Annotated in this window: 10 protein-coding genes and 1 pseudogene; 10 read left to right on the top strand and 1 reads right to left on the bottom strand. The window is 59.9% G+C overall.

What is annotated here, in order from left to right; translation table 11 throughout:
- From C0Z19_RS25945 to C0Z19_RS25925, 5 genes and pseudogenes are all read left to right on the top strand, one after another.
- The coding region (locus tag C0Z19_RS25945) for a succinate dehydrogenase iron-sulfur subunit (RefSeq protein WP_102612713.1) at nucleotides 1–548 on the top strand (548 nt) is incomplete at its 5' end.
- 87 nt (nucleotides 549–635) lie between these two features.
- Nucleotides 636–902, top strand: a pseudogene (locus tag C0Z19_RS25940) (FAD assembly factor SdhE); the annotation flags it as partial.
- A gap of 67 nt (nucleotides 903–969) precedes the next feature.
- Nucleotides 970–2,274 carry a citrate synthase gene (gene gltA / locus C0Z19_RS25935; RefSeq protein ID WP_102612705.1) on the top strand — a complete coding sequence of 435 codons (1,305 nt, stop codon included), beginning with the start codon at nucleotides 970–972 and terminating at the stop codon, nucleotides 2,272–2,274.
- Between the two features lie 230 nt (nucleotides 2,275–2,504).
- Nucleotides 2,505–2,789 carry a hypothetical protein gene (locus C0Z19_RS25930; RefSeq protein WP_102612704.1) on the top strand — a complete coding sequence of 95 codons (285 nt, stop codon included), beginning with the start codon at nucleotides 2,505–2,507 and terminating at the stop codon, nucleotides 2,787–2,789.
- Between the two features lie 8 nt (nucleotides 2,790–2,797).
- Complete coding sequence (locus C0Z19_RS25925) at nucleotides 2,798–3,322, top strand: helix-turn-helix transcriptional regulator (protein ID WP_102612703.1); 525 nt, start codon at nucleotides 2,798–2,800, stop codon at nucleotides 3,320–3,322.
- 162 nt (nucleotides 3,323–3,484) lie between these two features.
- On the opposite strand, the gene C0Z19_RS25920 is transcribed toward C0Z19_RS25925, so the two are convergent.
- Complete coding sequence (locus C0Z19_RS25920) at nucleotides 3,485–3,970, bottom strand: GNAT family N-acetyltransferase (protein WP_102612702.1); 486 nt, start codon at nucleotides 3,968–3,970, stop codon at nucleotides 3,485–3,487.
- 331 nt (nucleotides 3,971–4,301) lie between these two features.
- Between C0Z19_RS25920 and C0Z19_RS25915 the strand changes: the two genes are divergently transcribed.
- The 5 genes from C0Z19_RS25915 (at nucleotide 4,302) to C0Z19_RS25895 (ending at nucleotide 10,610) form a co-directional block, all read left to right on the top strand.
- Complete coding sequence (locus C0Z19_RS25915; RefSeq protein ID WP_102612701.1) at nucleotides 4,302–4,967, top strand: GntR family transcriptional regulator; 666 nt, start codon at nucleotides 4,302–4,304, stop codon at nucleotides 4,965–4,967.
- Entirely contained in the window at nucleotides 4,951–6,219 is a 1,269-nt protein-coding gene (locus tag C0Z19_RS25910) for a dicarboxylate/amino acid:cation symporter (RefSeq protein WP_102612700.1), read from the top strand. The genes C0Z19_RS25915 and C0Z19_RS25910 overlap by 17 nt, the downstream gene beginning before the upstream one ends.
- A gap of 613 nt (nucleotides 6,220–6,832) precedes the next feature.
- Nucleotides 6,833–7,162 (top strand): hypothetical protein, encoded by a 330-nt coding sequence (locus C0Z19_RS28080; RefSeq protein WP_146012146.1) that lies wholly within the window; start codon nucleotides 6,833–6,835, stop codon nucleotides 7,160–7,162.
- Nucleotides 7,163–7,716: 554 nt separating this feature from the next.
- Nucleotides 7,717–9,591, top strand: a complete 1,875-nt coding sequence (locus C0Z19_RS25900) for a carboxypeptidase-like regulatory domain-containing protein (protein ID WP_102612698.1) — start codon at nucleotides 7,717–7,719, stop codon at nucleotides 9,589–9,591.
- Nucleotides 9,592–9,881: 290 nt separating this feature from the next.
- Nucleotides 9,882–10,610: an SDR family oxidoreductase gene (locus C0Z19_RS25895; protein WP_102612712.1), complete on the top strand. Its 729-nt coding sequence runs from the start codon at nucleotides 9,882–9,884 to the stop codon at nucleotides 10,608–10,610.
- Nucleotides 10,611–10,720: the final 110 nt, after the last annotated feature.

Here is a 10,720-nt window from a genome sequence, read left to right as displayed (position 1 = left end):
GCTCGTGCCGCGAGGGCGTGTGCGGTTCGGATGCGATGAACATCAACGGCAAGAACGGTCTCGCCTGCCTGACGAACCTGAACGATCTGCCGCAAAAGATCGTGCTGCGTCCGCTGCCGGGCCTGCCGGTGGTGCGCGATCTGATTTGCGACTTCACGCAGTTCTTCAACCAGTATCACTCGATCAAGCCGTATCTGATCAACGATACGCCGCCGCCTGAAAAGGAGCGGCTGCAGTCGCCGCAAGAGCGCGACGAGCTCGATGGCCTTTACGAATGTATCCTGTGTGCCAGCTGCTCGACGTCTTGCCCGAGCTTCTGGTGGAATCCCGACAAGTTCGTCGGCCCGGCGGGGCTGTTGCAAGCCTATCGCTTCATCGCCGACAGCCGCGACCAGGCGACGGGCGAGCGCCTGGACAATCTTGAAGACCCGTATCGTCTGTTCCGTTGCCATACGATCATGAACTGCGTCGATGTGTGCCCGAAGGGCCTCAATCCGACGAAGGCGATCGGCAAGATCAAGGAACTGATGGTGCGTCGCGCGGTTTAAAGCATGAGACTCGCTTTTTCGCGCTCGCTTCATTCACCGTCTCCCGAGGAGTCCTTCGGGACGTCCGGGGGCGGTGCGGCGCATACTGATGCCTCGCATCAGTCCGACCCGCTTCGCCGCGCGCGACTACGTTGGCGCGCGCGGCGCGGTCTGCTGGAAAACGATCTGATTTTCGAGCGTTTTTTCAGCCGTTATGAGGATAACCTCAGCGACAACGACGTGGGCGCGCTCACGCGGCTGTTCGAGCTGAGCGACAACGACCTGATGGACTTGCTTCTCGCTCGCAAGGAACCGGAAGGCGACCTTTCCGACCCGGACATCGTCCGGGTGCTGGGGCTGTTGCGCGCAGTTTGAGCGCCGCATTGCAGGGCGCGCCGCGCGCATGTTCGGAAAACCCGTTCCAACTTCGATTGAGGATGCTATGACTCCGTCAGATGTTAAAGCCACGCTCTCGTTCAGTGACAATTCGCCGAGCGTCGAACTGCCGATCTACAAGGGGACGATGGGCCCGGACGTGATCGACATCCGCAAGCTGTACGGCCAAACCGGCAAGTTCACGTATGACCCTGGCTTCATGTCGACGGCGTCGTGCAACTCTGCCATCACGTATATCGATGGAGACAAGGGCGAGCTGCTTTACCGCGGCTACCCGATTGACAATCTCGCGCAAAACGCGGATTTCCTCGAGACGTGCTATCTGCTTCTGAAGGGCGATCTGCCGACCGAGAAGCAGAAGCAGGAGTTCGTGGGCACGGTCACGCGCCATACGATGGTGCATGAGCAGATGCAGTTCTTCTTCCGCGGCTTCCGTCGCGACTCGCACCCGATGGCGATTCTCGTCGCGTCGGTCGGCGCGCTGTCGGCCTTCTATCACGATTCGTTGAACATCAACGATCCGCATCACCGTGATGTGTCGGCAATCCGCATGATCGCGAAGCTGCCGACGCTCGTGGCGATGGCGTACAAGTACAGCATCGGCCAGCCGTTCGTCTATCCGAAGAACGACCTGTCGTACAGCGCGAACTTCATGCGCATGATGTTCTCGAACCCGTGCGAAGAGTACAAGATCAACGATGTGCTCGTGCGCGCGCTCGATCGCATCCTGATTCTGCACGCCGACCACGAGCAGAACGCGTCGACTTCGACGGTGCGTCTGGCCGGTTCGTCGGGCGCGAATCCGTTCGCGTGTATCGCTGCCGGTATCGCCTGCCTGTGGGGTCCGGCGCACGGCGGCGCGAACGAGGCCGCGCTGAACATGCTCGAGCAAATCGGCTCGCCCGACAACATTCCTGAGTTCATCAGGCAGGTCAAGGACAAGAACTCGGGCGTGAAGCTGATGGGCTTCGGTCACCGCGTCTACAAGAACTACGATCCGCGCGCGAAGCTCATGCGCGAAACGTGCCACGAAGTGCTCGAAGAGCTGGGCCTGCACGACGATCCGCTGTTCAAGCTCGCGATGCAACTCGAAAAAATCGCACTCGAAGACGAATACTTCGTGTCGCGCAAGCTCTATCCGAACGTCGATTTCTACTCGGGCATCGTGCAGCGCGCGCTCGGTATTCCGACGTCGATGTTCACCTGTATCTTCGCGATGGCACGCACGGTGGGCTGGATCGCTCAATGGAACGAAATGATCTCGGAAGCCGAGCAGAAGATCGGCCGTCCGCGTCAGCTGTTCATCGGCGAAACGTCGCGCGTAGCCAAGCCGATCGGTCAACGCGGCTGATCGCGCGAGCTTATGCCGGCTCCCCGGAGCCGGCATGCAAAGTTGTAGAGCCCCGACGGGTCATGCCGTCGGGGCTTTTTTTCTTCCCGGTGCACGGTCGGGCAATCGCGGACTATGCCATCCGGCGAACTCGCGGCCGCTACTTCGAGCCTGTACTCTCCATTCGTCGATCAATCAAGGTTGTCAGTTGACAACCCATTTACAGGGCGGTATTCTTGCCGCATTGACGAATGCAAAGACCACATCCGAAGAAGGAAATCGAGGCGGCGCTCGCGTATGCCGAGGCTCAAGGCTGGCGCGTCGAGCCGAAGAAGGGAAACGGGCATGCGTGGGGCAGGATGCTGTGTCCGTACAACGATGCCGATTGTCGCTGTGGAGAATTTTGCATCACCAGCATCTGGAGCACGCCGCGTTGCTCCGTGAACCATGCCAAGGCTTTGAAGCGGGTCGTCGATCACTGTGCTATTGCGCAATGGATCGGTGGCTCGGCACGCAGCAAGTCATCAAAAACTTAGGAGTACGAATGGAGTACGCATTCACGCTTAAATACCAGCTGGCGGACGACGATTCGGATCACGAGCGCATTGTCGAACGCCTTTTTGAGGCAGGCTGCGACGACGCCACGATCGGCATCGGCCAGCCGGGCCGCATCGCCCTTGCTTTCCGGCGCGAAGGCGCTGACGCCTGGGCGGCCATCTACTCGGCCCTCAGGGATGTCAAGCAAGCCATTCCATTGGCACGCCTCGTGGAGGCCGGCCCCGATTTCGTCGGGCTGACGGACGTCGCAGATGCCGCGGGCGTCACGCGACAGAACATGCGCAAGTTGATGCTCGCTCATGCGTCGCAGTTTCCGTTGCCGGTCCATGAGGGCAACCCTTCGGTTTGGCACTTGTCCGACGTGTTGCTCTGGCTCATGGCCCGCGGGGGTTATCCCATTAATCTCGCGCTCATTGACGTGGCCAAATCGACGAAGCAAGTCAATTTGGCGAAGGGGGCTCGTGAACTCGAACCGGGTGTTAATCGGCAATTGACTGCCTTGGTAGCGTAATGTGACCTGAAAATGCACAGCGCAAAGCCCACAAGCCCAAAAGCCGAGACAAGGAATCGAGCGCAGCAGCCGGCCGGGGATACGACATTCGCTCAGAGGGGGCGCGCGCGTTAAATTTGGGACGCGCGGCGCCAACCCATCGCTCCGGTGATTCGTGCCTGCTTACTCCACGTCGGAAATCGGTTCGCCGGGCAACACGTAATGCATTTCGTAAAAAAGAAGATCGCCCCGAGAGGGCAATTTGAACGGCGGGGATGAAAATGCAAAGCCCAGCGCTTCGTAAAATCCGCGGGCCGATTCGCGGGCCGTACACCAAGCGACTCTACCTCCGTGCCGGTGCGCGTGATCAAAACAAAGCTTAATCAGCGTGCGGCCGAACCCATATCCTCTCGCATGGGGCTCGACGGCTACGCCGCGCAAGCGCCAGGCCGTGTCGCTCTGTGATCCCGGCAGCGCTTCGCGGCACACCGTCGCAACGGCTATGATGCGTACCGCGTCGTACACGGCGACATGCAACGTCGTCGGTTCGTCGTCGCCGCGAAAGCGACAGGTTTCGGATTGATTGTCGAGCAGGATCGTACGTCGCAACGGGAGGACATGTTCCGCTGAAACGGCATGTATCGAAAAAAGCGCGGGGCTATCGGGCATAGATGAGCTGAATGGTTAGTTGTTTTCGAATATTCCAATATATTTGCGAACCTGTTCAAACACTCGGAAGACCGGTTTGTCTATCATACAATCGCCACGGTGATCGACGAAAGCAGAAAGGTTCTATTGCGGTTCGCCGCGCTGTTGCGTCTCGAAGTTACGTCTCGAAGTTTGGTCACGCAGTTACGTAGCGCAGTTACGCCTACAGTTACGTCGATCCACGAACGGTTTATACTCCCAAAAATATCAGGTCCATTCGGGGTCACCTTAGGGTAATCTCCGGGTTGGTCGAAAAATGGTTTCGGCATAACGCAACTTATTGAGATCTCAGATGACGGCAGACCGTCAATCCGATACACAAACAGCCTATACGCAAATTCGTTCTCGCATTCTCGATGGGCGCCTCTCTCCGGGGCATCCGGTTTCGCCGCGCAATATGGCTGACGAGTTGATGCTTGGGCATATGCCGGTGCGGTCCGCCATTCAGCGTCTCGTCGTTGAAGGTCTGGTTGAAGTCGTTCCGCGCAAGGGAACCTACGTTACTGCACCAACCAAAATCGATTTGCGCGAGATCTTTGAAGTCAGACTTGCATTGGAGAGCACTGCCGCATATCTGGCGGCGGTCAACGGCGGCACGGAAGCGTTAGCGACCGCTGCCTCCCAGTTGCAACGGATTATCGATATGGATTCGACCGATCTGATGGCAGAGCAGCGCATCGGGTGGGTGTTTCACCAGGAGATGTTCGTCGCCGCGAAAAACGAGCGGCTTTACACGTCATATAGGATGTTGCGCGCCCAGACGGGGCTCGCGCTTAACGAACTGCATCGAGACGATGCCGCGACGGTGCGGCGCGGTACGTTGGAACACCTGAGCATCTACGCATCAATTCAATCAAAAGAGCCCGAAGCGGCACGTCGGCACATGTGGAATCACATTCTGGATGGCACCGACGCAAGAATCAAACTAATCCGAGGCCAATATGACAATCCAGCGTAAAGGAGTTTTTTCCGTACCCGTGCAGATGATCGCGGGGCTCGTGCTAGGTGCGCTTTTCGGCATTCTCGCGCCGGGTTTCGCGACCAAACTGTCGTTCCTGTCGGCCATCTTCGCCCATGCGATCAAGATGGTCGTGATGCCGTTGATTTTGTTGTCAGTCACCGTTGGGGTGTTTCGTGCGGGCATTCAGCGGGGGCACCTGGGTCGCACGGCGATGCTCAGCATCGCGTTCTTCATTGCGGCAACGTTCATCGCGGCCTCGCTCGGCCTTGGCCTCAATTACCTGTTCCATCCCGGTGTCGGCGCCAGCATGACCGAAACTGCATCCATGCCGAAGAATCTGGCCGGGGGCGTCGACTGGATGCAGTTCGTCGTTGATCTCGTGCCGGCCAATATCGTCTCGGCGCTTGCGTCGGGCAATTCGGTACCGGTGCTCGTGTTCGGCGTTTTGCTCGGTTCCGCGTTGGCCGCCGTGCAAGACAAAGCAGGGCCGCTCGTAGCCGTGCTCGACTCGATGCTCGCTGCGCTGTTCAAGTTGACCGAATGGGTGGTCGCGTTTTCGCCGGTGGCGATTTTCGCGACACTGGCGGGGTTGCTTGCCTCGAAGGGCGTATCCGCGTTGATGCCGCTGTTGAAGCTGCTTGGCGTGGCGTACCTTGGTATGGCGATCCTCGCGATCTTGCTCACACTCGTGGTGAAAGCGAGCGGGCTTTCCGCACGGGCAGTCTTCAAGCATGTAAGCGAGCCGCTGATCCTCGCGTTCACGACTCGTTCTTCCGAAATCACTTTTCCGTTGCATCTGAAGAAGCTGACGGAGATGGGCGTGCCGCAGTCCGTTGCATCGACGATCCTGCCGCTTTCCTACATCTTCAATCGTGACGGCGCGGTGCTCTATACCGCGCTCGCCGTCGGCTATCTGGCCGACGTTTATCACCTCACATGGAGTTGGCCGCTCGTATTCACGATCATCGTGTTGACGACGATCATGATCGATGGTGCAGCGAACGTACCGTCGGGCGCTGTCGTTGCGATCACGGTCATTTTGGCGGCGATCGGATTGCCCGCCGAAGCCGTGTTGCTGATTCTGGGCATCGATGCGTTCTTCGACATGGGGCGTACGGCGCTGAACGTCTATGCAAGCACCGTGGCCACGGCGTTTGCCTTGCGTGTTTCCGGGCAGCCGCTCCAACCGGCGCTCGGAGAGCGTAGCGACCGCGCACGTGGCTTGGCTTCGTTGCGTGGAAACGCTTGATCGCGCAGCGGCGATGGCCGGTCCGCGCGACAGTTGGGCTTTCGTGAAGGAATCGGTTAGCGAATGAAGGAAGAGCGGCCCGGGCAAGTGTTGCAGCACTTGCCCGGGCCTGACCAAGGACGCATTAATACGAGACCATCCATGGCTGTCCGTATTCTACGGCACCGTCGGCTGCGTGCGGCGTCGCTGCGTAATAGCGCGCGCCCCGAAAGCCCAGCTCATTCAGTTTGTCCTGTCCCTCATGGCACGCGCTTTCAGCGTCGTGTCCCGCCTGTCAGTCAAGTTTTGTTCCGGCCTCGGAGGCAGGTGGCTTTGTCGCGCTCGAGCATTCCCGCTAGCGGGTTGTGCGCGACGCTATTTATTCCGGCGCGCACATTCATGTTGCGCTTATGCAGCCAGACGCATTGCATTTGAGATCATGCCCTGCGTTCACGACCTTTCGTTTGTGCGGCTCGTTCGCGAGCCGCTCCCCGCCTGCGCCTCCTCGGCCTCCCATGCAGGCGGCTTTGCGGCCGGTTCGCCCACCGGTCGCACTTCTTCTTCTGCAGTTGTAGACGGAGACGCTGGCGAGGAGATTCAAGGCGCGGCTGCGCGCGAACGCGAAGGCGAGCCAGTGATCGATTTTCCGATCGACGTCTTCGAATGTGCCGATGCCATGCCTGCTTCCGGCGATGTACGCATCGTCGCATTCCGCGCGCTGCTTCCGGCGATCCGTCGCGTGGCGATTCATGCGGTCGAGCATGCGGGCAATTCATCGGGCAATGGTGCCGGGCCGTCGGCGTGTTACGCGGTTTATCTACTCGATTGCGATGGTGGAGAGCACCCGTTTTTGGACTTCGCGAGCGCCGGCAGTGCGACCTACGCGGCGCTGCGTATCGCGCAGGTGTATCACCTACCCGTTGAGTTCGGCAGCTTTGCCGAACCGAAGTCGCGCGAAGCGTGACGCAAAACTGCTAGTCAAAAGTCTTTAACCTGCGTGCTCGGTCATTGCAATCCCGATGAAATGCGGTGGCGCAAACGATTGCATGACGAGCAATACGCGTCTTTGATCGAAATCGATTGAATTACCCAGTCAATTTCGCCTTACGCACTTCATGCCATTGCCCCTGCCTGGTTTACAGCATTCGCGCAAACCCTAAATTTTTCAGACGAATTGCCGTTGTCCAGATTGAATTCGTGGCGTGACCGTTTCCGAGGCCGGTAAACAGCCGCGCTTCACGCCGCGATTTCGCATGAACGAATGAAGCAATTCATCGCGATCGATTAGATTCGGTCGGCACAAGCATTACAAAACGCCTTCGTCGATTCATGCAATAAATTACGAATCCATTACATCGGATCACCTTTAACGAGGAATAAAAATTGAAGAGCAAGCGTAACCCGGGGTTTCTGAAATTCACTCTTTGCGCCACGATGGCGGCAGCCCTTTCCGCCTGCGGGGGCGGCGGATCGAGCTCCAGTGCCGGCACCGGTTCGACTGTGGCGAACGCTACTACGATGTCCGGCACCGTCGCCGTCGGCGATGCGCTTTCGGGCGCCACTGTGACGATCATCGACGTCAACGGCAAGACAGCCACGGCAACGTCCGGATCGGACGGTAGCTACAACGTCTCGCTCGCGGGACTCACGGCGCCGTTCGTGATTACTGCGACCGTCCCCTCCGGCGTTTCCACCACGCTCTACTCGGTTGTCGCCAGCCTTTCGACGGCGGGCGGTGCGTCGTTGACCGTCAACGTCACGCCGCTGACCACAGCCGTTGCAGCGCTGCTTGCCGCCGACGGCGATCCGACGTCGCTCGTGCAGTCGGGCGCTTCGTCGGCCGTGACCTCGGCAGCCGTCAGTGCCGCGGTCGCCAAACTCGACACGGCGCTGACGTCGATTCTCAGCGCCAACGGCTTGCCGTCGACGTTCGATCCGATCGGCGGCTCGTTTGCGGCGAATCAGAAGGGGGCGGACGCCGTAATCGATTCCGTTTCCGTCACGCCTTCGGTCAAGGGCACCGGCTTGCAACTCGTCAGTCTGGCCGATCCGAATACGCCGATCTCGTTGAATCAAAACACGTCGGTGGCCACGCCGCTCAAAGCGCCGACGCAGGCCGCCAACTACCTGTCCTCGCTCTTGACGTCGTTGTCGCAATGCATGGCCGACGTGCAAGGCGGTTCGACCACGAGCGCGAGCACGGCGTGCTCGAGTGCGCTGGATGCGAAGTATCTGAACAACGGCATGAGCTTCGCTCAGCGCCACAGCCTGTTCAGGAAGGGCACGACGCTGCAAGGCATCAAAACCTTGGCCTTCTTGCCGGCCGGAACGTTGCCTGCGATCACCAACCCCGCGGCGCTCGTGTACTTCCTCTTCACGCAGCCTGACGGCACCCAGAACTTCGCCAGCGATGTCGTGCAGCAATTGCCGAACGGAAGCTGGGACGTCATCGGAAACCAGGCGCAGTTCCCCGCCTATATCGCTTCGTTCGTCGGTCGAGTGCAATATCTCGACAGTGCCGATGCAAGCAAAGGGCGATACGAGTCGGGCCTGACTATCCAGATCCCGCCGGTCGTGACTGCCAACGGCGTCCAGACGGCAGTTGGCTCGGCGCTGGTGCAAGGTCCGGGGCTGCCGGCCAATGGCGTCTATATGCTGGGCGCCTTTTCCGGGTTTGGCCCTTATCTGACCTTCCCGATGGCTCCTGTCGCGTCGCCGCCCAAACTGCAGCTGTCGAGCACGCCCTCGTGGCCCGATGTCGGCATGAGCGATCAGTACAAGTGGTCATGGGCTGGATTGTCTTCGACCACTGGCGCAACCGTGCCGGCTACCGCCGACTATGCTTCGGCGCAGGCCGACGTGTCAGGCATCCAGCAATTCGGTGCCTACACGGTCAAGTTCTATGACTACTCGGGCAACGCGATCGGCACGCCGCAAACCGTCCTCAACATTGCGGCGAACGCGAGCGCAGCCACGGGCGCGACGGTGCCGTGGCCAACGCTCGGTAGCGACGTGATCGGCAATCTGCTTACGCCGGGCGGCGCGGGTGCGATGACGGTCGTGACGGCGCAGGCTGGCGGGGTGCCGTCCGCCACGATCGATTGGACTGTGCCGTCAGCTGCGCAGCCGTACCCGAACACATGGGTGCAAGTGAGTTCGCAAAGCGGTGAGCAGTTCAAGAACGGGGCGCTGACATATCAGGCGCAGTCCTACGGCATGATGAATTGGGCCAGCCCGACGATCAAAGGGACGTCCTACTCTTCGACGATCTCTCATTACGTCGATCAGTTGACGGCGGGGACCAACATCTACGCCCAAGCTGCCGCTCAAGTGCAAATCGGCTGGCAGGCTGACGGCCGGTACTACACGAGCACCTGGCAGTACAACAACTAAGCAACAACCAAGGGCATCGGGCAGCAAGGCGCAATCCGACAACGATTGAAGCCGGGCTCGATTCCACCTGACAAGGGGCTTCGCCATGCGAGCCCCTTCTTTTTTTGGGCGGCGCTTGTGCCCCGCTCGCCGGTCGTTCTTCACCGGGGACGGCGCTCTTTCCGGGGCGGGCGACCGGAGCGGCATTGCTCGAACGCGCCTTGACAACTCTCGCGCTCGGTACGATCATTTGATCATTAATCGAGCAAATGACCATTTTGGCGTCAATCAACGAGAAGAGGGCGGAGACGATGGCGGGAGAACTGCAGGGAAAAGTCGCGGTTGTGACAGGCGCGGCTTCCGGTATCGGCCTTGCCAGTGCCGATGCGATGTTATCGGCGGGCGCGCGCGTCGTTTTGGTGGACCGCGACGAGGCCGCATTGAAGTCGCTGCTCGCCGGGAGAGGCGATGCCGCGATGTCGCTCGTCATCGATCTGCTCGATCCGAAAGCCTGCGCAACGCTGGTGCCTCGCGCGCTGGACATGGCGGGACAAATCGACATTCTGCATGCCAATGCGGGCACGTACGTGGGCGGTGATCTCGTCGACGCGGACACCGCCGCGATCGACCGGATGCTGAATCTGAACGTCAACGTGGTGATGAAAAACGTTCACGACGTGCTGCCGCACATGATCGAGCGAAAAACCGGCGACATCATCGTCACGAGTTCGCTGGCCGCGCATTTTCCGACGCCTTGGGAGCCGGTCTACGCATCGTCGAAGTGGGCGATCAACTGCTTCGTGCAGACCGTGCGCCGGCAAGTGTTCAAGCACGGCATTCGCGTCGGCTCGGTCTCGCCGGGTCCTGTCATCAGCGCATTGCTCGCGGACTGGCCTGAAGAAAAACTGCGCGAGGCGAAAGAATCGGGCAGCCTGATCGAAGCCAGCGAGGTAGCCGCAACGATCTTGTTCATGTTGACGCGGCGACGCGGCGTGACGATCCGCGATGTGGTGTTGATGCCGACCAACTTCGATTTGTAGCGCACGGGGAAACGCTGTAGCACGGGGAAACGCGCGGCGTCCGGCATCGGCATGCAGTCCGCGTGCCGGCCGTTTCCGCAGATCACCGCCGATCGTGGCGGCTCCTCGTC

Source organism: Trinickia soli (genome assembly GCF_002879855.1).
GTDB classification, from domain to species: domain Bacteria; phylum Pseudomonadota; class Gammaproteobacteria; order Burkholderiales; family Burkholderiaceae; genus Trinickia; species Trinickia soli.
The sequence above is the reverse complement of the archived record's forward strand: the minus strand, read 5'-3'. Positions and strand labels throughout refer to the sequence as shown.

Coding starts and splice junctions, on each gene's coding strand:
- gltA (WP_102612705.1), top strand. CDS start 970: ATGACTCCGTCAGATGTTAAAGCCACGCTCTCGTTCAGTGACAATTCG.
- C0Z19_RS25930 (WP_102612704.1), top strand. CDS start 2,505: ATGCAAAGACCACATCCGAAGAAGGAAATCGAGGCGGCGCTCGCGTAT.
- C0Z19_RS25925 (WP_102612703.1), top strand. CDS start 2,798: ATGGAGTACGCATTCACGCTTAAATACCAGCTGGCGGACGACGATTCG.
- C0Z19_RS25920 (WP_102612702.1), bottom strand. CDS start 3,970: ATGCCCGATAGCCCCGCGCTTTTTTCGATACATGCCGTTTCAGCGGAA.
- C0Z19_RS25915 (WP_102612701.1), top strand. CDS start 4,302: ATGACGGCAGACCGTCAATCCGATACACAAACAGCCTATACGCAAATT.
- C0Z19_RS25910 (WP_102612700.1), top strand. CDS start 4,951: ATGACAATCCAGCGTAAAGGAGTTTTTTCCGTACCCGTGCAGATGATC.
- C0Z19_RS25900 (WP_102612698.1), top strand. CDS start 7,717: ATGTCCGGCACCGTCGCCGTCGGCGATGCGCTTTCGGGCGCCACTGTG.
- C0Z19_RS25895 (WP_102612712.1), top strand. CDS start 9,882: ATGGCGGGAGAACTGCAGGGAAAAGTCGCGGTTGTGACAGGCGCGGCT.